Annotated in this window: 23 protein-coding genes and 1 tRNA gene; 9 read left to right on the top strand and 15 right to left on the bottom strand. The window is 64.7% G+C overall.

Features of this window, described 5'->3' with window-relative positions; all coding sequences use genetic code 11:
- Both AC3A4H_RS19990 and AC3A4H_RS19985 read right to left on the bottom strand, forming a co-directional pair.
- Nucleotides 1–822: an ABC transporter permease gene (locus AC3A4H_RS19990; RefSeq protein WP_487768275.1), complete on the bottom strand. Its 822-nt coding sequence runs from the start codon at nucleotides 820–822 to the stop codon at nucleotides 1–3.
- Nucleotides 819–1736, bottom strand: a complete 918-nt coding sequence (locus AC3A4H_RS19985) for an ABC transporter permease (protein ID WP_487768274.1) — start codon at nucleotides 1734–1736, stop codon at nucleotides 819–821. Before AC3A4H_RS19985 ends, AC3A4H_RS19990 begins: the two co-directional genes overlap by 4 nt.
- A 255-nt stretch (nucleotides 1737–1991) precedes the next feature.
- Between AC3A4H_RS19985 and AC3A4H_RS19980 the strand changes: the two genes are divergently transcribed.
- Together AC3A4H_RS19980 and AC3A4H_RS19975 are read left to right on the top strand one after the other, a co-directional pair.
- Nucleotides 1992–3404 (top strand): aminotransferase, encoded by a 1413-nt coding sequence (locus AC3A4H_RS19980; RefSeq protein ID WP_487768273.1) that lies wholly within the window; start codon nucleotides 1992–1994, stop codon nucleotides 3402–3404.
- A gap of 78 nt (nucleotides 3405–3482) precedes the next feature.
- Entirely contained in the window at nucleotides 3483–3782 is a 300-nt protein-coding gene (locus tag AC3A4H_RS19975; RefSeq protein ID WP_487768272.1) for a putative quinol monooxygenase, read from the top strand.
- A gap of 57 nt (nucleotides 3783–3839) precedes the next feature.
- Here AC3A4H_RS19975 and ybaK read toward each other — a convergent pair whose 3' ends face one another.
- The 8 genes from ybaK to AC3A4H_RS19935 form a co-directional block, all read right to left on the bottom strand.
- The gene (gene ybaK / locus AC3A4H_RS19970; protein ID WP_487768271.1) at nucleotides 3840–4313 is read right to left on the bottom strand and encodes a Cys-tRNA(Pro) deacylase; all 474 of its coding nucleotides are present in this window, start codon (nucleotides 4311–4313) and stop codon (nucleotides 3840–3842) included.
- Nucleotides 4314–4401: 88 nt separating this feature from the next.
- Entirely contained in the window at nucleotides 4402–5124 is a 723-nt protein-coding gene (locus AC3A4H_RS19965; RefSeq protein WP_487768270.1) for a DUF1868 domain-containing protein, read from the bottom strand.
- A 221-nt stretch (nucleotides 5125–5345) separates the two neighbouring features.
- Nucleotides 5346–6896, bottom strand: coding sequence for a hypothetical protein (locus AC3A4H_RS19960; protein ID WP_487768269.1), 1551 nt, complete (start codon nucleotides 6894–6896; stop codon nucleotides 5346–5348).
- A gap of 223 nt (nucleotides 6897–7119) precedes the next feature.
- A complete protein-coding gene (locus AC3A4H_RS19955; protein WP_487768268.1) occupies nucleotides 7120–8319 on the bottom strand; it encodes an aromatic ring-hydroxylating oxygenase subunit alpha in 1200 nt (399 codons plus the stop codon).
- Nucleotides 8320–8574: 255 nt separating this feature from the next.
- Complete coding sequence (locus AC3A4H_RS19950) at nucleotides 8575–9840, bottom strand: ABC transporter substrate-binding protein (RefSeq protein WP_487768267.1); 1266 nt, start codon at nucleotides 9838–9840, stop codon at nucleotides 8575–8577.
- A gap of 86 nt (nucleotides 9841–9926) precedes the next feature.
- Entirely contained in the window at nucleotides 9927–10976 is a 1050-nt protein-coding gene (locus AC3A4H_RS19945; protein ID WP_348780320.1) for an aldo/keto reductase, read from the bottom strand.
- A 7-nt stretch (nucleotides 10977–10983) separates the two neighbouring features.
- Nucleotides 10984–11334 carry a TIGR04076 family protein gene (locus tag AC3A4H_RS19940; protein WP_487768266.1) on the bottom strand — a complete coding sequence of 117 codons (351 nt, stop codon included), beginning with the start codon at nucleotides 11332–11334 and terminating at the stop codon, nucleotides 10984–10986.
- Complete coding sequence (locus AC3A4H_RS19935; protein WP_487768265.1) at nucleotides 11327–12052, bottom strand: GntR family transcriptional regulator; 726 nt, start codon at nucleotides 12050–12052, stop codon at nucleotides 11327–11329. The genes AC3A4H_RS19940 and AC3A4H_RS19935 overlap by 8 nt, the downstream gene beginning before the upstream one ends.
- Before the next feature lie 181 nt (nucleotides 12053–12233).
- Here AC3A4H_RS19935 and AC3A4H_RS19930 point away from each other — a divergent pair, with 181 nt between their 5' ends.
- Genes AC3A4H_RS19930 through AC3A4H_RS19910 form a run of 5 tightly spaced genes read left to right on the top strand, consistent with a single transcriptional unit; the run spans nucleotide 12234 to nucleotide 17162 of the window.
- Nucleotides 12234–13049, top strand: coding sequence for an ABC transporter ATP-binding protein (locus AC3A4H_RS19930; RefSeq protein WP_487768264.1), 816 nt, complete (start codon nucleotides 12234–12236; stop codon nucleotides 13047–13049).
- Nucleotides 13046–13786, top strand: coding sequence for an ABC transporter ATP-binding protein (locus tag AC3A4H_RS19925; protein ID WP_487768263.1), 741 nt, complete (start codon nucleotides 13046–13048; stop codon nucleotides 13784–13786). Before AC3A4H_RS19930 ends, AC3A4H_RS19925 begins: the two co-directional genes overlap by 4 nt.
- Nucleotides 13783–14694 (top strand): branched-chain amino acid ABC transporter permease, encoded by a 912-nt coding sequence (locus AC3A4H_RS19920; protein ID WP_487768262.1) that lies wholly within the window; start codon nucleotides 13783–13785, stop codon nucleotides 14692–14694. Before AC3A4H_RS19925 ends, AC3A4H_RS19920 begins: the two co-directional genes overlap by 4 nt.
- A complete protein-coding gene (locus tag AC3A4H_RS19915) occupies nucleotides 14691–15689 on the top strand; it encodes a branched-chain amino acid ABC transporter permease (protein WP_487768261.1) in 999 nt (332 codons plus the stop codon). Before AC3A4H_RS19920 ends, AC3A4H_RS19915 begins: the two co-directional genes overlap by 4 nt.
- Before the next feature lie 12 nt (nucleotides 15690–15701).
- Nucleotides 15702–17162 (top strand): aldo/keto reductase, encoded by a 1461-nt coding sequence (locus AC3A4H_RS19910; RefSeq protein ID WP_487768260.1) that lies wholly within the window; start codon nucleotides 15702–15704, stop codon nucleotides 17160–17162.
- Here the strand turns inward: AC3A4H_RS19910 and AC3A4H_RS19905 are convergent.
- A complete protein-coding gene (locus AC3A4H_RS19905) occupies nucleotides 17126–17719 on the bottom strand; it encodes a DNA-3-methyladenine glycosylase (RefSeq protein WP_487768259.1) in 594 nt (197 codons plus the stop codon). The two genes, AC3A4H_RS19910 and AC3A4H_RS19905, sit on opposite strands and share 37 nt — an antisense overlap.
- 149 nt (nucleotides 17720–17868) lie before the next feature.
- On the opposite strand from AC3A4H_RS19905, the gene AC3A4H_RS19900 reads away from it, so the two are divergent.
- Nucleotides 17869–18201, top strand: a complete 333-nt coding sequence (locus AC3A4H_RS19900; RefSeq protein ID WP_487768258.1) for a GCG_CRPN prefix-to-repeats domain-containing protein — start codon at nucleotides 17869–17871, stop codon at nucleotides 18199–18201.
- 37 nt (nucleotides 18202–18238) lie between these two features.
- Here AC3A4H_RS19900 and AC3A4H_RS19895 read toward each other — a convergent pair whose 3' ends face one another.
- Nucleotides 18239–18946: a carbonic anhydrase gene (locus AC3A4H_RS19895; protein WP_487768257.1), complete on the bottom strand. Its 708-nt coding sequence runs from the start codon at nucleotides 18944–18946 to the stop codon at nucleotides 18239–18241.
- Between the two features lie 362 nt (nucleotides 18947–19308).
- On the opposite strand from AC3A4H_RS19895, the gene AC3A4H_RS19890 reads away from it, so the two are divergent.
- The gene (locus AC3A4H_RS19890; RefSeq protein WP_487768256.1) at nucleotides 19309–19995 is read left to right on the top strand and encodes a hypothetical protein; all 687 of its coding nucleotides are present in this window, start codon (nucleotides 19309–19311) and stop codon (nucleotides 19993–19995) included.
- An 83-nt stretch (nucleotides 19996–20078) separates the two neighbouring features.
- Here the strand turns inward: AC3A4H_RS19890 and AC3A4H_RS19885 are convergent, their stop codons facing one another.
- The 3 genes from AC3A4H_RS19885 to AC3A4H_RS19875 all read right to left on the bottom strand — a co-directional run bounded on the left by AC3A4H_RS19885 (nucleotide 20079) and on the right by AC3A4H_RS19875 (nucleotide 22017).
- Nucleotides 20079–20420 carry a YciI family protein gene (locus tag AC3A4H_RS19885; RefSeq protein WP_487768255.1) on the bottom strand — a complete coding sequence of 114 codons (342 nt, stop codon included), beginning with the start codon at nucleotides 20418–20420 and terminating at the stop codon, nucleotides 20079–20081.
- Nucleotides 20421–20646: 226 nt separating this feature from the next.
- Nucleotides 20647–20723, bottom strand: a tRNA-Arg gene (locus tag AC3A4H_RS19880).
- A gap of 130 nt (nucleotides 20724–20853) precedes the next feature.
- Complete coding sequence (locus AC3A4H_RS19875; protein ID WP_487768254.1) at nucleotides 20854–22017, bottom strand: M20 aminoacylase family protein; 1164 nt, start codon at nucleotides 22015–22017, stop codon at nucleotides 20854–20856.
- Between the last annotated feature and the right edge of the window lie 50 nt (nucleotides 22018–22067).

The following is a 22067-nucleotide window of genomic DNA, read 5'->3' as shown; positions in this document are numbered from 1 at the left end:
TCAGGCAAGGACGCCTCCGGTGTTTTGTGTGCGCCGGGCGGCGCGGCGGCGCAGCAGTTCGGCGATGGTGAGCAGCAGGAACGAGCCGACCAGCAGCAGCGTGCCGAGCGCCAGCACGCCCGGCAGCTTGGCGGCGAAGCGCAACTGGCCCCAGATGTAGATCGGCAGCGTCGGCTTGGTTCCGGTGAGGAAGAAGGCCATGATGAACTCGTCGAGCGAGATGGTGAACGAGACGAGCAGGCTGGAGATGATTGCGGGCGACACCATCGGCAGCGTCACCCGCCGGAAGGTGCCGAAGGCGGTCTCGCCGAGGTCGGCGGAGGCTTCCTCAAGGCTGCGGTCGAAGCCCTCGAAGCCCGAGGTCAGCACGGTCAGCGAATAGGGGATGCAAACCAGCACGTGGCCGAGCACCACGGTCATCAGCGACAGGTCGAGCCCCATCTGCATAATGACCAGGAGCATGGACACGGCCACGATGATCTCCGGCAGCACCAGCGGGGCCATGATCAGCCCGTTGATAGTGCGGCGGCCGGGAAAGCGATAGCGGGTGATGGCGCGCGCCGCGCAGATGCCGAAAACGGTGGAAAGGATGGCGGCGGCGATGCCGACGAGCAGGCTGTTCCAGGCCGCGTCGAGCAGAGCCGGCGTGTTGGGCAACTCCTCGTACCATTTGAGGGTCAGGCCGGCGAGCGGGAATTTGGGAGTAACCGCGGTATTGACCGAGAAGATCGGCAGGAAGACCACCGGCAAATAGAGAAAGACGATGTAGAGGCCGGCATAGACCGGCAGCCACCTGGAAAAAATCTTGCGCAGGACCTTCATCGCGCCAGCCTCGATGCACTGCGGATGATCAGCACCGCGGCCGCCGCCATGGCAGTGACGATGACCATGGTGGTGACCGCGAGTGCCGCGCCCAGCGGCCAGTTGGCGGCCTTGCTGAACTGCGCCTGGATGGCGTTGGCGATCATGACGCCATCCTTGCCGCCGACGAGGCGCGGCGTGACGAAGTCGCCCACCGTCGGGATCATGACGATGAGCAGCGCCGCGACGACGCCCGGCGACGACAGCGGCAGCGTGATGCGCAGGAAGCGGCGCAGCGGCCCGTCGCCGAGATCGGTCGCGGCCTCGATCAGCGAGCGGTCGACCTTTTCCAGCGACACGAAGATGGGCAGGATGGCGAAGGCCGCCCAGGCGTGAGTGAGTGTGATGACCACGGCGCTGGTGTTGTAGAGCAGGGCGGTGGAGGGCTCGCTGATGAGGCCGAGGCCCATCAGGCCGGAATTGAGCACGCCGTTGTAGCCGAGGATGACCTTCCACGACATGACGCGCAGCAGATAGCTGGTCCAGAAGGGGATGGTGATGAGGAACAGCCACAGCCCTTTGTGTCGGCCGCCGTGGAAGGAAATGAAGTAGGCGATGGGGTAGGCCAGCACGACAGTGAAGAGGCTGACCAAAAGCGAGATCCACAACGAGCGCATGAGCAGGTCGCGGTAGATCGGTTCGGTCAGGGCGATGCGGTAGTTTTCCAGCGTGAAGGTGCGGTCGATGGTGAGGTAGTTCTGGGTCCAGAAGCTGTGCGCGACCACGACCAGGATCGGCACCACCAGAAGCACCAGCGCGTAAAGAAAGGTCGGGCTGATCAGGGCAAAGCCCTGCGCGGGTTCCGATTGCAGAAGGGAGTTTCTTCGGCGCCTGCCCAAAGCGAGCGGCGGTGACCCTTCCGCGGCCGCTGTCATTGGTGCGGTTCTCGCAAAAGTGCGGCTGCGCAGGCTTCCGGCATGTTCCCACCCATTCGTTGCACGGCGTCGCGGTTCCCGTCGCGCACCGTGCTTTCTTTCTCTCAACAAGAGCCCATTCGTGGATTGAAATCAAGCGCTATTTCTGCGATATTGATTGAACGGACATTCAATATGAGGACTTTGGAATCGCCTGTTTCCAAAGGGCGGAGCGGTCCGGAAGCGCGAAACCAGGCTCATGGAAAGGCTAGGAAAATGGCGGCGGCACAGGACATGACGGCGGCGAATGCGCTGGGCCATGAGGAGGCGGTCGAGCTTGCCAGGCGCCATCTGATACAGCCCTGGCCGACAGCCGGCGAAATCGGCGCGGAGGCGCGCAGCCTGATCGGCGAGGGCGAGGGCATCTATATCACCGACGGCGACGGCAGGCGGCTGATCGACGGGCCGGCGGGCATGTGGTGCGTCAATGTCGGGCACCGCCGCGAGGAGCTGGCGCGGGTCATGTACGACCAGGCCATGCAGCTTTCCTACAATACGCCCTGGTACACGATGAGCGAGGCTTCCGCCGTGCTTGCCGAGCGCATCGCAGGGCACGCGCCGGGCGATCTCAACCATGTCTTCTTCACCACCGGGGGCTCTTCGGCGGTGGAAAGCGCGCTGCGCTTCATGCAGTTCTACAACAATGTGCGCGGCCGGCCGGAGAAGAAGCTGATCCTGTCGCGCGGCGGCGCCTATCACGGCTCGACCTATCTGTCTGCCTCGCTCAACGGCCGCCCGCGCGACCGCGACTGGATGGATGGCGCCGACGATCTGGTGATAAAACTTTCGTCGCCCGATCCGTTCCGGCGGCCGGCGGGCATGAGCCTGACGGCCTTCACCGACCAGCTGGTTGCCGAGTTCGAGGAGACGGTGAAGCGGATCGGCGCCGACAGGATCGGCGCCTTCGTGGGTGAGCCTGTGCAGGCCTCGGGCGGGGTCATCGTGTCGCCGGAAAACTATCTGCCGCGCATCCGCAAAATTTGCCGCGACAACGACATCCTGTTCATTTCCGACGAGGTCGTCACCGCCTTCGGTCGCCTTGGCCACGTCTTCGCCTCGCAGGACGTGTTCGGCATCGAGCCCGACATCATCACCTTCGCCAAAGGCGTGACCTCTGGCTATTTCCCGCTCGGCGGCATGGTGGTGTCGGAGCGCCTGCTGGAGGAACTGCGCCGCTCCAACCATCCGACGGCGATGTATGCCCATGGCCTGACCTATTCGAGCCATCCGGTTGGCTGCGCGGTGGCGCTGAAGAACCTCGACCTGCTCGAAGGCGGCGTGCTTGCCCACGCGCAGACCGTGGCGCCCTATTTCCAGGCGCAGCTGAAGACGCTGGAAGAGCTGCCGCTGGTGGGCGAGGTACGCGGCCTCGGCCTCATGGCCTGCGTGGAATGCGTGGCCGACCGCGAGAGCAGGAACCCCCTGGAGTTGGACCGCAATGTGGGGATGCGCATCGACGCGCACTGCCACGAGCTTGGCCTACTTGTCCGGCCGCTGATCAACATGTGCGTGATGTCGCCGCCACTCATCATCACCAGGGCGCAGATCGACGACATGGTGGGCATCCTGCGCGAGGGCATTTCGCGCACGATGGACGATCTCAGGAAAGAGGGTGTCTGGAACGGGTGAGGGCGGCGATGGCTGCAACGGCGACGAACGCTGGAGTGAACCCTTCACGGGCGTAGAATCCCGCGATATGAATGCCGCATGTTGCTGATTGTTGGAACAATCCGGTTGCCGCCTGATAATCTAGTGGCCGCGCGTCCAGTGATGTCTCGGATGGTTCTGGCCAGCCGTGCTGAGGATGGTTGCGAGGAATATTCCTATGCGGAAGATGTTCTCGATCCCGGGCTCATCCACGTCAAAGAGGTGTGGAGCGACCAGGCTGCGCTGGATCGGCATTTTGCCTCGGAACACATCGCCGCATGGCGCACGACATGGCAGGAACTTGGGATAGGCGAGCGTAACCTGCGGGTTTACGAGGTGGGGCCCCCTCGCTCGACCTGAATAGGGAGCCGAGTTCCCACCCGACGGACGTTCGCCCTGGCTGTTCGTCTCAGGATTTCAGCGAATGAGATCCGCCACCCTGGCTCCCAGAGCCCGAACAAGATCGTCGGGGCGCATGCGAATTTGCAGGCCCCTCTGGCCGCCGTTGAGGAAAATCTCGTCCTCCAGCGTGGCCATTTCCTCCACCGCCGTCGGCACCTGCTTGCGCTGGCCGAAGGGGCTGATGCCGCCGACCTTGTAGCCGGTCAGGCGCTCGGCGTCGGCGGGCTTCATCATGTTGGCCGACTTGCCGTCGAATGCGGCCGCGACCTTCTTCATATTGACCTCCTGATCGGAGGGAACCACCACGCAGGCAGGCTTGCCGTCGACCTCCACCATCAGCGTCTTCAGCACGATGGAAGCCGGAACGCCCATCGCCTCGGCAGCCTGCAACCCAACCCGCTCGGCATTGGCGTCGTAGTCGTAGGCGGCCACCGCAAAGGGCATGCCGGCCTTGGTCAGCGCGAGCGTGGCGGGCGTGGTCTTGGACATGGCCCTTTGTGTAGCAGAGCCGGCGCGCTGGGCAAGCAGGCTACCCGGGAAAGGGGCCCCGGGTAGCCCAGAAAGCCGGATGGAGGTGTCAGCCCTCGAAGTCGAATATAAGCAGTTCGCTGAAGTGGTTCATGTCCTCGAACGAGCAGAAGGCCGGCGGATCGAGTTCGAGGACCGGCATCTGCCGGCGAATATCGGCGGCAACCTCGTCCAGCATGGCCTGCCAGCGCGGAAGCGCGTCCTCTTCCAGCCAATCGATCGCGTAGGCGAAAGTGATGTGGAAGGGGTATTCGTCGTGGTCGGGATGGCGATAGCCGAGAAGGTCGGCGAGAGCGTTGCGCCAGTCCCGCATGACCTTGCGGTCATGCTGCGTCGCACCCTCGACCAGGAGCCCCGACGGCCGGGCATGCGTCACCTCGACCTGAAACGGCTCGAAGAAGGAAAGCGCCTCCAGCCGATCGACCATGATCTCGGTCATTTCGTCGATCGGGGTGTCGAGCGAAATGCCCTCCGGCCAATATTCCGGCTTCCGGCGGTATTCGATGATGCCCTGGAAGAGCGTCATGTGCAGGCTGGTGATCGGCGTGAAGACGAACTGGGGCGCTTCGGGCATGGCCAGGAATTTCTCGCGCGCTTCGATCAGGACATCCTGCGTGCGCGAACCCTTCGTCACATGGCTGACAATGGTGTTGCCGGGTTCGGGCAGAAAGCCCCCGGTTTTGCCGTAGCGGGTTCCCAGATGTGGCGGCGGGGTCGAATTGCGGGTCCTGGCATAGGCAAGCAGTTCGGGAGAAACAGAATCGAGAAGCATCGTGATACCCATCGGTTGGTGGATCTCAGCCTTTACGTGCTGACCAAGAAGGATGGATGACGGCCCGGCGGCAGGTTGAGGACATCGCGCAAGATGGATGGTTGCGGACAGGGGATTGGGCAGTTGCCAGTCATGTGCCCATGGCAGCAAGCCGGGAACAAGGGCGGTTCCCGGCTCTGCTGCGCTGTCATTCCGCTTGACGGGACCGAGGGTTCGAGCCGTCAGGCAGCTCTCACGAAGCCCATATTGTCGCCGATGACGGTTGTTGGGCCGATTGGCAGCGGTTCGGGATCGCTGATTTCAAGCTGCACGAACTCCAGTCTGTCCTTCCATGCCTTCTTGAGAAAATCGGAGAAGGCAAGAATGGTGAGCTGTTCGCCGGGGCAGCGCCGGTAGCCGAACCCGAAAGGTGCGAAACCGGCATAGTCGCACACGGGAAGCGGCTTGTCGGCGACCTTGCCGAACACCGTGCCGAAGGCGCTGTTTTCCATCGAGCCCTTGCGGCCATCCTTCAATTCGAAGCTCGTCTTGTCGAACGGGCATTTGGCAAAGCCCAGCGAAAGCGCCTTGGCTTCGTCGATGTCCTGGCTAGTGGGCTGGTTTTCATAGCGGGATGGGTCGAAGTCGGTCGGGTTCTTCCAGTGCACCGGATCCTTGCTCGTTGAAGTGTGCGGGGTCACGATATAGCCATGCCGCTCGAAATATGGCGGCCTGGTTTCGGTCAGGGCTGAAATGCTGCCGCCATTGGGCGAAATGGTGCGGAACAGTTCCATCGTGAAGCGCTCCAGCGGCGTGAACGGAGCGCCGTTGGCGTTGTCGAAGTCGCTCTCCATGGTCTGCTTGAACCATGACCTGGCTTCCGGGTCGCCTGTGCCGGTGCCGAGCTTCAGCATGATGTTGTAGAGCGTGTTCCCCCACTGGCTGAACGCCACGAAATTGTGGAAGCATTCGAAGACGACGTCCTTGGGACTGAAAAATTCGCCGTCCCCGGCATTCTTGATCCAGTACCAGGCAAAGGTCTTGTCCGGGTTCGGAATCTTTCCGCCTTTCAGGTCGGCAATCTTCTCGTCGATCCAGGCCTTGAGGTAGTCCAGGTTCGAGTGGACGATCATGTAGTTGTCGTAGACGATGCGTTGCGTCGGATCGCGGTAGGCGAGGACGGTATTGAAGGCATTTCCGATCTGCCGGATGCGGTCCGGTATCTGGTCGTGCGTAAGGCCTAGGTGCAGGTCCCAATAGAGATCCCAATAGGCCTCGAGATAGGGCCGCATCAGCGGCTTCCTGGCATTCTCTTCCGACATCAGCTTGTCGAAAAATGTCGTGACTTTCCCGCCGTATTTCTCCCGGTAGAGATCAGGCGTCACGGCCGACATGTAGATCCGCTTCCTGCGATTGTCGGGGCCGCGTTTTTCGAGCCCCTGCAGGAAAACCGTCACGCCGTGTTCGGGAGCCGGCCGCCAGCTGTCGCTCAGCAGGCCCCAGAGGTCGTAGGGCAGGGCGTTTTCCTTGGTGAGGGCAACACCGATCATGGGAAGCATGGGCTCCTCCCCGTGATAGGTGCTCACGAGGAAATAGGGGACGATGACGTTCTCGAAGTAGTCGGGGTCGAACCCGGCGGCGAACTGGGCGCGCAGACGAGCTGCGGCCGAAGCGGCGTCGGCCGGTGACAGGGGCTGGCCGGCCGCAGGCGGTGACTGCGGATGAGCGATATTTGCGGACAAAGCGGCAGCGGCGGCGGTTGCGCCGCCGGTCAGGAACGTACGCCTTTTCATGGTCGGCTCCTCTGGAGCGAGCTGGTGGCTCGAACTTCGCGTCGAATGCCTGCCAATTGCTGTCAGAGAGCTAGGCCGCGCTTGCCGTTCGGCAAGAGCTTCGTCCCACCGTTACTTGCGCCGCCATGCCTGCCTGGGCTGTGGCTTCCGATCGACTATAGAACGAGAGCCGCGACGGATCGTGGCCCTGCCAGAAACGGTCGTCGTAGGAAGCAGCACTGCGCTATGCGCGCGACCGCATCGCCGCGTTGAGGTTGGCCATGTCATTCTCCTCCGGGGCGGTTTCCAGCGACAGCACCGGGATCTGCGCGCGCATATGGTCGTGGTGGGTGCGCACGCCATATTCGAGGTCCGAGAGGTAGAAGCCGGCAAAGCCCTTCGACAGCATGGACTCATTCGACCAGACCGAGAGCTGCACGTCCTCGGCCTGGGTGTCGCGGTCGATGCGGGATGACAGGTAGCGCGCGGCGGCCGCTTGGCGGCTTTCGTTGCGGTAGCGGTAGATCGCGCCGCGCAGCAGCGTCTCGCCGGTCGAGAGCGGGAATTCCTGGTAGAACTGCGCGGTCTCCGGCGTCACCGCGATCACCGCATTGGGGAACATGCCGTAATAGATCCAGGCCTTCTTCAGCCGCTCGGGCAGGTGCGTCGGCTCGGGCGCGACATTGACGTAACGCCCCACGCTCCAGCGGCGGCCGGCATGCGGATTGTAGGTAGCGAACGAGCGCGAGACGCCGTTGACGAAGGGCTCGTCATAATAGCTCGCGCCATAGAGGTCCTGCAGCGCCGGGTGCGCCATGGCGACGTGGTAGCCTTCGTTGTCGACGTCGCGCACCGACTTCCAGTTGACCGGGCTGGTCTGCGTCCACACGCCGTTTGCCGGCACCATTTCGGGGATGCGGTAGTGCGACAGCTCTTCCTCGAAGGGTTTCAGCAGCTCGGCCACAGAGGGCTGCGGGCCCTTGCGGAAGCGGATGAAGATCAGCCCCATCCAGATCTCGAGGTCGAGCGGGGGCAGGCCGAATTCGTTCTTGTCGAGCTCGGGGAAGGACTTTGGCTGCGCAGCACCCCGCAGCGTGCCGTCGAGATTGTAGACCCAGCCGTGGAAGGGGCACACCAGCGCGTTCTTGCAGTTGCCGCGCTCGTCGGCCACCACGCGGCTGCCGCGATGGCGGCAGATGTTGTGGAAGCCGCGCACCACGCCATCCTTGCCACGCACCACCAGCGCGCGCTCGCCCACGATGTCCATGGTGAGGTAATCGCCGGGCTCCGGCAGGTCCGAGACATGGCCGATGATCTGCCAATGATTGCGGAAAAGGTGCTCCTTTTCCAGCTCCAGCAGGGCCGGGCTGTGATAGGCCCAGCCGGGCAGCCCGCGCCGATCCCAGTCGGTTGGAACCCTTATATCGCGAATGTGCGGGTTCATTGCTCCACCTCCCTTATATTGAATTGTTGTTCAATATAAACATATTTATCGTTTATTTGCAATAGTTTATGATTTCAAACTATTTTCCAAGGGTGGCGCGAGCCGCTTTCTCGGCTGGCTGCAGAGCCTCTGCGAACCGAAAAAGCCGCGTCTTTTCCGGGCGTTAATCGAAAGCAGGGGCAACAAAAAAAGACGCCGGCTCGGAGGCCGGCGCAGAGGGGATTCTGATTGTTGGATTGAGCCGCGGAGGCGGCCTCAGTTTTCGGTTTCGGCCTTGATCTTGCCGACCTCGTCGGCGCTCAGTTCGCCCACCGTGGTCACGGTGCCGTCCTGGATCCGCCACAGGCGGAACGGGCCGGTGATGTCGCCATACTGGTCGAAGCTGACCGGGCCGATGACGCCTTCATACTTGATCGGCTTGCCTTCCTTGATGAGGGCCAACGCCTTGGCGAATTCTTCCTTGCCGGCGTGGATCGGCTCGCCGCCCTCGGCCACCACCTCGGGGATGGCGGCCTTGATTGCCGCCGCATCGGCCTTGCCGGCCTTGGCGATGGCAAGGGCCACGATGGCGCCGGCGTCATAGGAGCGGTCGGCGGCCGGGGCGTCGGCCTTGATGCCGCCGGAGAAGGCTTCGAAGTTGCCGTTGAAATATTCGGTCGAGGCCGTCGGGCTAGTGCCAGACGAGGTGCCGAAGGCGTCGTTGAGATATTGCGCGCCGACGCTCTCGACGAATTCGGCCGAGTTCATGCCGTCATTGAGCAGGAATTTCGCGGCGCCGCCCCCCGAGATCCAGGCACGCGCGATAGTGGCGCCGTCGACCGGATAGCTGATCAGGTAGAGCGCTTCGGGGTCGCCGTTCATCGCCGCGCTGGCTTCGGAGGAATAGTTGGCCTGCTTCTCGTTGTAGGGCGTGACCGAGGTGACGGTGCCGCCGAGCTTTTCATAGGCCGCCTTGAACTCGCGCACCATGTTCACGCCGAAATCGTTGTTGACGTGGATGATGGCGATCTTCTTCAGGCCCTGGTCGAGCGCGTATTTCGCCGCGGCCGTGCCCTGCAGCGCATCCGAGGTGATGGTGCGGAAGAACACGCCGTTGGTCTTGCCCTCGCGGCCGAGCTCGGTGAGCGTCGGCGAGGAGGAGGCGGGCGAAACCTGCACCACGCCGGCAGGTGCGGTGACCGAGGTGAGGATCGGGATCGACACCGAGGAGATGATGCCGCCGATGACGACCGGCACCTTCTTGATGTTGACGAGCTGGGTGGCCTGGTCGACCGCGACGTTGCCCTGGCTCTGGCTGTCGCGGGTGTCGGTCACCAGCTTGCAGCCGTCGACGCCGCCGGCCTCATTGACGTCGCGAAACGCCATTTCGACGGCCTTGGCGCCGGCCTGGCCGTATTCGCCGGCAGGGCCGGTCAGTTCCATCACGAGGCCCACGGTGATGTCGCAGTCGGCGGCCAGCGCCGGCAGGGCGGAGGCGCCGAGCGCCGTCAGCAGGGTGGTGGCGAGAAGTGTCTTGCGCATTTGGTTCCCCTTGGTTGTGGCTGCCGGTTTGTCGTCCGGATGCCGGTCTTGTTTCGATTCCGGGCTGTCTGTCGAAGGCGCCGCGCTCATGCCGCGCCCTTGTTGAGATTGTATTTCATGATCGAGCCGTGGCGGCCGTGGCGGTCGCGCTCGAGCGTGTAGACGTCGCCGTCGAGCTCGTTGGCCTGCGCCAGTACACTGTCGATCTGGGCATGGTCATCCGCCGTCAGCGCGAGGTCGGAGATGGCGAGGTTGGAGGGCAGGTGCGAGCGGTTGCGTGCGCCGACGATGACGGCAGCGACGCCGGGCCGCTTGAGCATGGCCGCACTCGCCACCGTGGCGATGTCGGTGCCGTGCCGGTCTGCGATGCCGCGCAGCGTCCGCAGAAGGGCCTGGAACAGCTCCCAGCCGCCGATATCGTCGATGATCAGCTTGTATTTGACCAGCGAGCGGTTCTCCAGGTCGTCGCCCGGTTCCTGTGCGCCCAGCCACTGGTCGCTGAGGAAGCCGCCGGCCACCGTGCCGTAGCAGAGGAAGGAGACGCCGTGCTCGGCCGCTGCCGCCGCCATCTGCTTGGCCGGGCGGTTGTCGAGCAGCGAATACTGTACCTGCATCGACACCAGCGGCACGCCGGCCTTGATGATGTCCAGCATGTGCTGCGTGTCGAAATTGGTGGCGCCGATGTTGCGGATCTTGCCGGCCCGGCGCAGCTCTTCCAGCCAACGCGCCGCTTCCACCCAGCGCGGCGCGGCATAGTCCCACCAGTGGAACTGGACGAGGTCGAGCCGCTCGACGTTGAGCCGCCGCAGCGACTGGTCGATGATGTCCTCGACATGCGACTTGGTGAGGCGCGGCAGGACGTTGAGGTCGGGCACGAACTTGGTGTGCACGCCGATGCGCTTCAGCGCTGCCTCGCCGCGCAGGTCGCGATAGTGCAGCCGGAAGCGGCCGATCAGCTCCTCGACGCCGGTGTAGATGTCGGCGCAGTCGAAGGTGGTGATGCCCGCATCGGCGAAGGCCACCATGTCGGAGACCGGATCGTCGCTCACCAGCGCGCCATGGCCGCTGGCCATCTGCCAGCCGCCACGGATGACGCGCGAGATTTCGTAGTCCGGTGTCAGTCTGGTTCTTTGCATGCTTGTCTCAATCGTCCTGAAGCGGCACTGCCGTGGTGGCGGCATGGCTGAAGCGGCGCAGGCCGGTGCGGGTAATGCGGAGGCGCGAGGTGCAGTTGGGGTCGGGGCAGGCCACCTCGGCGTCGGTGGTCATCCAGTCGTTCTTGTGGGTCGGCCGCTGCTTGGCCGGCAGCAGCGGCAACAGCGAGGCGAGCGAATAGATCGAAAAGGCCTGGCCGGGCGGCAGGTGCAGCATCTCGCCGCGCAGCTCGAAATAGTCGCCCACCTTGGCGCCGCAATAGATGGCGCCGCCTTCGGGCGCGACCACTTCGACGCGCAGGTCGTAGAGCTCGAAGGAATCGTCCTTGGCGTCAGCCATTGTGCGGGGCCCTTTCTGCGGCTTCCTCGGCGTCGAGGCGGCCGCGAATGAGATTGAAGGAACGGGTGATGTCGTCGGTCAGCGCCTTGACCGAGCCCGCGGTATCGCGACGCTCCAGCGCCTCGATCAGCGCCCAGTGGTGATGGGTGGCCGAAATGTCGCGGAACTCGTCGTGGATGTGGGCGGCGGCGCGCACATAGGGGCCGGACTGCAGCCACAGGCTTTCCACGATCGGGATCAGCACCTCCGAGCCGGCGGCGCGGTAGATGTAGAAGTGGAAGGCGTGGTTCAGCTCGGAGGTGGCCTGCGCCTTGTCGATCTCGTCGTCATGGCTGCGGAAGGCCTGCTCGCAGGCGACGGTCAGTTCCTTGAGCCGGACGAAGTCTTCCGCCGTGAGATTGGGCACGGCCAGCGCGGTCATCTGGCCCTCGATCAGGCAGCGCGCGCGGGCTAGGTCCTCCAGCCGCTCGCGGGTGATGACTGGAACGCGCACCGAGCGGTTGGGCAGCGCCTCCAGCGCCTGTTCGGAGACCAGCCGACCCAGCGCGTCGCGCACCGGCATGGTGCTGGTCTGGAGGGTTGCCGCAAGGTCCTGGATGCGCAGCATGTCGCCGGCGTCGAACATGCCGTAGATGAGCGAACGGCGCAGTTCGGCATAGACGCGCTCGTGCAGCGTTTCGCGGCCGACGGGCGAGAGGGCACTGCGCTGGCTGCTCATGGACGCGGCCCCGGCCGAGGCGAGCCGCCTTGCGTCATTTGATGATGCTTCCGATCGGGCATGGGTACCGCCATTCGAAACTCGGATGCCGCAGGTCTGCGACGGCAAATTTTTAGTTGCAATCATGTATGATGTAAAGTTTGATCAAACATCATCGATCAGAATTTTGATGCCAGGAACCATGCCCACCGCTTCCCCCGCCCAGAACGGCCACAGAGACGCCGAAGCGCCGACGCCGTTCATCGAGGCGCGCGACCTTGCCAAGCGGTTCGGTGGCGTATCTGCCGTCGACGGCATGTCGATCACCTTGCGGCGCGGCGAGATGGCCGGGCTGATCGGCCCGAACGGCGCCGGCAAGACCACGCTTTTCAACCTGCTTGCCGGCAGCCTGAAGCCGGATTCCGGCTCGATCCGCATCGCCGGCCGCGAGGTGGCGCAGGAAGGGCCGGACCGGCGCATCGCACGCGGCGTCGGCCGCACCTTCCAGATCCCGCGGCCCTTCGCCGAGATGACGGTGCTGGAAAATGTGCTGACCGGCGGCCAGCATCAGGCCGGCGAACACATCTGGCAGAATTTCTTACGGCCCGGCCGCGTGGCCGCGCAGGAGCGGGCGGCGGTCGAGAAGGCGCGGGCGCTGCTCGATTTCGTCACGCTTTCGGCCTTGGAGCATGAACCGGCGCGGGTGCTTTCGGGCGGCCAGCGCAAGCTCCTGGAACTCGCGCGCATCCTTATGGCCGATCCGGAGGCGATCCTGCTCGACGAGCCGGCAGCCGGCGTCAATCCGAGCCTTCTGGAACTCATCATCGACCGCGTGCTGGAACTCAACACACAGGGCAAGTCGATCCTGCTCATCGAGCACAATATGGAAATGGTGGCGCGGCTGTGCGGGCGCGTGGTCGTCATGGCCACCGGCAAATATCTGACCGAAGGCGCCCCGGACGTGGTGGCGCGCGACCCGGCCGTCATCGAAGCCTATCTCGGCGGGGTCGCGGCATGACGGCGGCACTTTCCACCCGCGCGCTTGTGGCCGGCTACGAGCGCGACCTGCCCATCGTGCGCGGCGTCGACCTCGAAGTGAAGCAAGGCGAACTGGTGGTGGTGCTGGGCCCGAACGGGGCCGGCAAGTCCACTTTGGTCAAGGCGATTGCCGGGCTGGTGCCGATCCATTCGGGCACGACCGCGCTCGGCAGCCTCGACATCACCACTGTCCCTGCGCATGAGAAGATCAGGCACGGCCTGGCCTTCGTGCCGCAGACCGAAAACATTTTTGGTACGATGTCGATCAACGACAACTTGCTTTTGGCCGCCAACATCCTGCCCAAGGAGAAACGCAGCCGACGCGTCGCCGACGTCTACGCCATGTTCCCCGACCTTGCCGCGCGGCCTTCGCTGCGCGCGGGCCAGCTTTCGGGCGGCCAGCGGCAGATGCTGGCCGTGGCGCGGGCGCTGGTCGTCGAGCCCTCGGTGCTGATCCTCGACGAGCCGTCGGCCGGGCTGTCGCCGAAGATCGTGGCTGAGGTGTTCGCCCGGCTGAAGGAGATCAACAAGGCAGGCGTCACCATCGTGCTGGTGGAGCAGAATGTGAAGGCGGCGCTGGCCATTGCCGACCGCGCCGTCATCCTGGTCGAAGGGCGGCTGCGCCATGAAGGCCCGGCCGCAACGCTTGGTGACGACCCGATCGTGGCCGAACTCTATCTCGGCGCGCGCCGAGAAACCCGGACGGTGACGCCATGAACCCGCAGGCACTCATGGACGGGCTAATCACCGGCTCGATGATCGGCCTCGGCGCGATCGGCGTGACGCTGACCTACTCGATCCTGCGCTTCTCCAATTTTGCCCACGGCGAATTCATCGCCTGGGGCGCCTATATCGCGCTCGCCGTCAGCAGCGCGCTGGGCTACATGGCCGGCGGCCTGCCGGCGCCGATCGGCCCGTTCTCCTTCGGCTGGTCGCTGCCGGTTGCGGCGGTAGTGGCGGTCGTGCTCACCGGCGGGCTGGCGCTGCTGGTGGATGCGCTGCTGTTTGGCCGGCTGCGGGCGCAGCGCAGTTCGGTCATCATCATGGTGATGGCGAGCTTCGGCGCCGCTCTCACCCTGCGCAGCCTGCTCGAATTCATCTTCACCTCCAAGCCGGCCTACTACACCAAGGCGCTGCAGATCGCGCTGCCGCTTGGCGGGGGCCTGCGCGCCACGCCGGACCAGCTGCTGTCGCTGGGCGTTGCCGCCGTGCTGGTGGTGGCGGTGCACCTGTTGCTCACGCGCACGGCCATCGGCCGCTCCATGCGCGCGGTCAGCGAAAACCAGCAGCTTTCCGGCGTCGTCGGCATCGACGTGCGCAAGGTGGTGCGCATCGTGTGGATGCTCGGCGCGGGGCTTGCCTGCATGGCCGGCATCATGGCCGGGCTCTTGGTGCAGATCCGCCCGCATATGGGCTTGGACCTGCTTCTGCCGCTGTTTGCCGCCGCCATCCTCGGCGGCATCGGCAGCGTACCGGGCGCGATGCTGGCGGGCCTGATCGTCGGGCTGGCCGAAGCCTTCGCGGTGCAGCTCGTCGGCGCCGAATGGCGCGCGGCGGTGGCCTTCGTCATCCTGGTGCTGGTGCTGTTGATGCGGCCGCAGGGCCTGTTCGGGAGGCCCGAATGAGCGTCGAGCTGATCGGCTACGGCTGTTTCTTCCTGACCATGGCGTTGACCTACGCCATCATGTGCCTGGGCCTCAATGTCCAGTGGGGGCAGACCGGCCTGTTCAATGTCGGCATCGCCGGCTTCGTCGCCATCGGCGCCTATGTCTCGGCGCTTCTGACCACGCCCGAAACCGCGAACCGCTTCGGTGGCTTCGACATGCCGATCCTCGTCGGCTGGCTGGGCGGGGCGCTCGTGGCGGCGCTCCTGGCCTTCCTCATCGGCGCGCTGACGATAAGGCTCAGGGCCGACTATCTCGCCATCGCCACTTTCGGCGTGGCAGTGACGGTGCAGCTCTGCGCACTCAACCTCGAGCCGATCACCGGCGGCCCCTTCGGCATCGGCTTCATTCCGCGGCCATTCGCCAGCTTTGCGGGGGACCCGCTGCTGTTTTCGCTGTTCAATCTCGGCGTGCTCGTCGTGGTGGTGGCGCTGCTTTATCTGGCGCTGGAGCGCCTGGTGCGCAGCCCCTGGGGGCGCGTGCTGCGCGCCATCCGCGAGGACGAGACGGCAGCACTTGCGCTGGGCAAAAGCGCGGTGAAATTCCGGCTGCAGGCCTTTGCCATCGGCGGCGGCATCATGGGGCTTGCCGGTGCTGTGCAGGCGCATTTCATCGGCTTCATCGCGCCCGAAAACTACCTGCCGATGCTGACCTTCCAGGTCTGGGCGATGCTGATCGTCGGCGGCTCGGGCAACAATCGCGGCGCCATCCTCGGCGCGGTGCTGGTGTGGGGGCTGTGGGCGGCCTCGGCCGGCGCGATTGCGTCACTCTTCCCGCCCGGGCAGCAGGCGCGCGCGGCCGCGCTGCAGATCGTCATGATCGGCGTCGGGCTCTGCGCCATCCTGCTCCTGCGCCCGCGCGGCATACTGGGCGAGGAGAAGGTGGTGTCGCGCCATCTCGGCAAGCTTTCTTCCGCCTTGCGCCCCGGCGCAAAGCCGGCAACTCCCAAGCAATGAACGGTGCCTTCCATGCAGAAAATTCCTGACCACATCGAGCTCGGCGGCGGGCTGAACATCAGCCGCCTGGTTTGCGGGCTGTGGCAGGTGGCCGACCTGGAGAAGGACGGCACCACGCTCGACCCCGAAAGGGCGGGCGACGCGCTGGAAGCCTACGCGAAGGCGGGCTTCGACACATTCGACATGGCCGACCACTACGGCAGCGCCGAGATCATCACCGGGCGGCTGCTGGCCCGCTACGGCAAGGGCGAAAAGCGTCCGCTCGCCTTCACCAAATGGTGCCCGGAGCCGGGGCCGATGACGGCCGAGATCGTGCGCAAGGGCGTGCAGGAGCGGCTCGACCGGCTCGGCGTCGACAAGGTCGACCTTTTGCAGTTCCACTGGTGGACCTTCGAGCATCCGGCCTGGCTCGACGCGCTGCACGAGATGGCGCGGCTGAAGGAGGAGGGGCTGATCGGCGCCATCGGCGTCACCAATTTCGATGCCGCGCATCTGGCCGTGGCGCTGGCAGACGGCGTGCCGCTGGCCACCAACCAGGTCTCGTTCTCGCTGGTCGACCGCCGCGCTGCAGGTGCGCTCTCGGAGTTGTGCGCCCGCACAGGCACAAAACTGTTCGCCTATGGCACGCTGTGCGGCGGTTTCCTGTCGGACAAGTGGCTGGGCAAGCCGGAGCCGACCGAGATACCCGATTGGAGCCGCTCGAAATACAAGCGCTTCATCGACATTGCCGGCGGCTGGGAGCCGTTCCAGGGCATCTTGTCGGCCGCCGCCGAGATCGGCAGGAAGCATGGCGTGTCGATTTCCAATGTCGCGTCGCGCTGGGTGCTGGAGCATGAGGCGGTGGCGGCGACCATCATCGGCGCCCGCATCAGCGAGAACGAGCACCGCGCCGACAACCTCAACGTCTTCAGCTTCGCGCTGGATGCCGAAGACAAGGCCCGGCTGGAAGAGGCATTCGCGGCCACAAAGCCGATCCCGGGCGACTGCGGCGATGAATATCGCCGGCCGCCCTTCCTCACCGCCTCGGGCGACCTCAGCCACCATCTCGACGCCATTCCGTCGGTCTATAAGGCCGAGCAGATAGCAGGCCGGCCCGACCGGCTGCGCGTCTCCTCCGGCAGCGTCTGGGAGCCGATCGCCGGCTTCAGCCGCGCGGTGCGGGTGAAAGACGCGATCCGCGTTTCGGGCACCACCGCCACCCATGGCGCCGACCGCTGCGTGGCGCCGGGCGATGCCGGCGCGCAGACCACCTACATCCTCGACAAGATCGCCGCCGCCATCACCGCGCTCGGCGGCCGCATCGAGGACGTGACGCGCACGCGCATCTACATCCGCGATGCCGCCAAGTGGGAGCCGGTGTCGCGCGCCCATGGCCGCGTGTTCGGCGAGGTGCTGCCGGCCAACACGCTGATCGAGGCCGGCGACCTGATCGGCGACTACGAGGTGGAAATCGAGGCCGAGGCGATCGTCTGAACCTCTTCGTGAGCAAAGCGCCGGCTGACGAAGCGTGAGCCGGCAAGCCCGAAGCGCCAGGGATGCTCCACCGCGCGGCTGATGCCGATGCGGCGGCCGGACACGATGCCGACCTTGCCGTTGCGCGGCGATAGCAGGATCTCCGGCCCGCCGAGCGGCAGCCCGTCATGCGAGCGGTCGATGGCGAGCGCCTGGCAGAGCTTTCCGGGACCGGAGCATAGCTGCCTGATGTCGGAGAGCCCGCGCCGGGCCTGCATCGTCTCGATGCCGGCGGTGGGCTCCAGCGCGCGGATCAGCACGGCGCTGCCCGGTTCGCAGACGAAGTTCAGGCACCAGTGGATGCCGTAGGAGCGGTAGACATAGGCGTGGCCCGCCGGCCCGAACATGGCTGCGTTGCGCTCGGTGGGACCGCGATAGGCGTGCGAGGCCGGGTCGTCGCGGCGATAGGCCTCGGTCTCGACGATGATGCCGCCGACACCATGGGCACGGATTTCGGCACCGATCAGGTCCGGCGCGACGGCAACCGCGTCTCGTTCGAAAAAGCTTCTGATGTTCATGGCGTGTCGGAGAATATCACGGCTCCCATCTGCCTGCTTCGCCGGTTCGAATGCTTTCATAGCCGCTGGAGAAGCTGCCGGTCACCTTCCTTTCCCAACCGAAGGCACTAGTTTTTCGCGCGGGGAGTGCTGTACTGGAGGATACAAAGATGTTCTCTCGTAAGAACTTCGTGGCGCTCGCGGCTGCCGGCGCGTTGATGACGTTTGCATTTCCGGCCTTTTCCTATCCGGTCGTGCCCGAGCAGACGCAGCAAGCAACGGGCAACTCGGTCGAATATGTCGGCTGGCGATGCGGGCGAGGATGGCACATGAACCGCTGGGGCCGCTGCGTTCCGAACCGTGCAAGGCTGCGGGGCGTCTGCGGCAGAGGCTGGCATCTCAATCGCTTCGGCAGGTGCGTTCCCAACCGTCAGTTCGTCCGGCCGTGCCCGAGAGGAATGCACCTCACGCCGCGAGGCTTCTGCGTCGCCAACAGATGGTAGATCTCTGCCGGCGACGGCGAGGCTCGATTGGGGCTGCCTAGGTTAGCCAGGAAACCCGGCCTGTCGTGATGTCGTGCATCGCGGCCGCGATCTTCAGCTTGCCGCCGTCGACCAGCTTGGCAATGATTTCGCTGCGGCCTGTCAGGCTTGCGGCGGTCAGCCTTGCGTTCGCCTCGGCCACTTTCTGGACGAGCTTTGCGTTGTGCGAATCGTGCGGCCCGTCGGATGGCGTGAGCGTGGCGAGGGCCGGGTCCAGATTCTCGAGAAGGTCCGTGATATGGCCCAGCTTCACGCCGTCCACGGCGCTCTTGATCGCCCCGCAGGAATTGTGACCGAGAACGACGATCGCCTTGGCGCCGGCCACCTGGGTGGCGTATTCGAGGCTGCCGAGAATATCGACATTGACGAAATTGCCTGCCACCCGGGCGCAGAAAACGTCGCCGATCCGCTGGTCGAAGACGATCTCGGGCGGCACCCGGGAATCGATGCAGCCGACAATTGCCGCAAAGGGCGATTGTTGCCCCGCCGTCCCTTTGACCTGCTGCATCAGGTCGCAGTTGATCGAGTGGCCGCCTACAAACCGTTCGTTGCCGGCCTTGAGCAGGGCGATCGCGTCGTCTGGCGAGGTCTCTTCCTGGCGCGTGTGCGTGAAAACCGCGCATTCGGGCTGTTGCGCATGAGCGGCGGTGGCGATCAACGGCAGGCTGCCCAGAAGACAGCCGCAGAAATTACGTCTCGTCAGCATATCTTCTCCACAAGCTGCTGCAGGCACTAGCCTTTTACGTTGCCGAAAGGGTGCGCAAATTCGCCCTGCCGGTCAATCCAAATCGCGTTCGATGCGCGACTTTCCCTATCGGCACCTGCACCAGCGGAGAGCGGCCGCTGCTGGCCGCCTCGTTCGCGCACTGATGGGAACAAGGGCGCGTCTGCGAGTCGCGTTGTCGCCTCGATGGGGCAACGTTTTGCCGCGCGTGGAACTTTTCTGTTCCCTATTCGTTTCTAAAGGTTCGTTCGATAGGGCCAGCCTTCGCGATTGTCGCCTGGAGGCCCATTTCCCGCGTTCATCGCAGGCCTGAGCTCCACGGACGTGTTTCCTTGGAGAAGAAGATGAAACGCTATCTCTCAACACTCGCATGGTCGGGGTTGCTGAGCATTGGAGCGCTCGCAGGCGCATCCGCGTTTGCCGCAGGCATTCCAAGGTCAGTTCCCGAGATTGCCCCGACGGTCGAAGCAGCCGGTGGGGCTTTCCGAACTCCAACGGCGCAGCCAACAGAAGACGGCCAGGCATCGAAGCTGCCCTGCACAACCACAGCATGCCAAGGCAAGCTCGAGCCAGCCGTGCTGGTGAAAAAGCCCTCTGACCGCGGAGCCAGCGGCCTTCAGTTCGTCCGCGGCGGATTCGGGGGCGGTTTCCACGGCATGGGCGGAGGCTTTCACGGCATGGGTGGCGGTTTCCACGGCATGGGTGGAGGCTTTCACGGAGGCTTTCATGGCATGGGCGGCGGTTTCCATGGGTTCCACGGCATGCATGGCGGGTTCCATGGGTTCCATGGCGGACACTTCCACGGCAACCGCTTCTTTGGCGGCGGCGGAGACTGGGATGATTGGGGGTGGGGCTGGTTCGGTCTGGGCCTGCCCTGGCTATACCCCTGGTACGCAGGCTACGACGACGGAGGCTACTACGGCTATCGTCCGGCGTATTACTACGGCGGATGGCACCACAGGCACTCCGCTTGGTGTCGCCACCACTATCGCTGGCACCGGGGCCACCGCGTTTGCGTATACCGTCACTGACGTGACGTTTGCCGGCCCGCCGCTCTCCGTGGCGGCGGGTTCTTTGCGTTTCGGGAAAGCTGTCCGGCGGTGTGTGGCAGCCGTCAGTGAAACGGGCGCACCTCGACGGGCGCCCGGCAGGCGATGGCGGCCTTTCGCCCCCACGCCAGCGCCTCGTTGAGGTCAGCGGCTTCCAGCACCCAAAAACCGCCCACGTGCTCCCTGGTCTGCAGATACGGGCCGTCGGTGATGACCACCTCGCCATTGCGCTGTGCCCGCAATGACCTCGCGCTGCTTGCCGGGTGCAGGCCGCCAACGAAGATCCTGACACCGGCAGCCTTCATCTCCTCGTTCAGCACGTCGATATCGCGGGTCATTGCGTCGTCCTCTGCGACGGACGGGTCGTAGTCGTCGGGATGGTGAATGGCGACCAGGTACCGCGCCATGGCTTCTCTCCTGCAACAGTCTTCGAGCGGTCCGGTTGACCTGCCTTCACGATATTGACGAACGGGCGGACCGGAATCCGACAACTAGTGCAGGAAATTTCCGTCCTCTGCTACTTGAACGAGTGCAGGCGAGCCATAAGCCATCTCGAGGCGTCGTGGCCGGCGCGGATTGCACCGACACTGATGCGGCGCCGTCGTTATGGACTGACGAGATCTCTGATTTTGCTGGTGATCCCGACAGGAATCGAACCTGTGACCTACAGATTAGGAATCTGCCGCTCTATCCTACTGAGCTACGGGACCAGCCGAGACGACACATAGCCGCTTCAGGCCGTTTCGCCAACGGGTTTTGGACAATTTTCCAATGAAGACCCCATGCGCGGCGGCCCGCGGGGGCTTGCTGGCGGGCGCTGGCCGGCGCCCGCCGCAACGATCATGCCGCCAGCGCGGTTTCGGTGAGCTTCACCCAGTAGCTGATGCCATGCGAGATCGCCTCATCGTTGAAGTCGTAGGCGGGGTGGTGGAGGTTGGCGCTGTCGCCATTGCCGATGAAGATGAAGGCGCCGGGGCGCGCTTCCAGCATGTAGGAAAAGTCCTCGCCGCCCATCAGAGGCTGGATTTCGCGGTGGACCTGCGCCTCGCCGGCGATGGTGGCGGCGACATCGCCGATCAGGGCAGTTTCGGCGGCATGGTTGAAGGTCACCGGATAATTGGCATCGTAGTCGACATGGACGCTGGCGCCGTGCGCGGCGCCGATGCCGGCGCAGATGGCGTGGATGCGCTCGCGCGCCATGGCCGCCACTTCCTTCTTCAGCGTGCGCACGGTGCCGGCAAGCTGCACCTGTTCGGGTATGATGTTGTAGGCATCGCCGCCGTGGAATTTGGTCACCGTGACCACGATCGACTCCAGCGGGTCGATTGTGCGCGAGGCGATGGTCTGGAAGGCGGCGACGATCTGGCTGCCGATCAGGATCGGGTCGATCGCCAGATGCGGCATTGCGGCATGGCCGCCCTTGCCCTTCACGGTGATGGTGAATTCGGCCGTTGCGGCCATGATCGGGCCGGCGCGGGTGGCGAACTGGCCCACCGGCAGGCCGGGCATGTTGTGCATGCCGAACACCTGGGAAATGCCGAAGCGGTCCATCATGCCGTCTTCGACCATGGCGAGGCCGCCGGCGCCGCCTTCCTCCGCCGGCTGGAAGATCACCGCCACCGAGCCGGCAAAATTGCGCGTTTCGGCGAGATATTTCGCAGCGCCCAGCAGCATGGCGGTGTGGCCGTCATGCCCGCAGGCGTGCATCTTGCCCGGATTGGCCGAGGCATAGGGCTTGCCGGAAGCCTCGGTCATCGGCAGCGCGTCCATGTCGGCGCGCAGGCCAATCGTGCTGCCTGCGCCGAGATTGCCGCGGATGACGCCCACCACGCCGGTGCGTCCGATGCCGCCCACTACCTCGTCGCAGCCGAAGGATTTCAGCTTGTCGGTCACGAATTGCGCGGTCTGGAATACGTCATAGTTCAATTCGGGGTTCTGGTGCAGCGTGCGGCGCCAGCCGGTGACCTCGTCTTGAAGTTCGGCAGCTCGGTTCAGGATCGGCATGATTTAGGACTTTCGCTGTTCAAAAGGTTGGCCCCGCTATTCGCAATGTT

The sequence above is a fragment of the Pseudaminobacter sp. Soil_N_29 genome (assembly GCF_057656055.1).
This window is presented reverse-complemented; position numbering and strand designations above follow the sequence as displayed.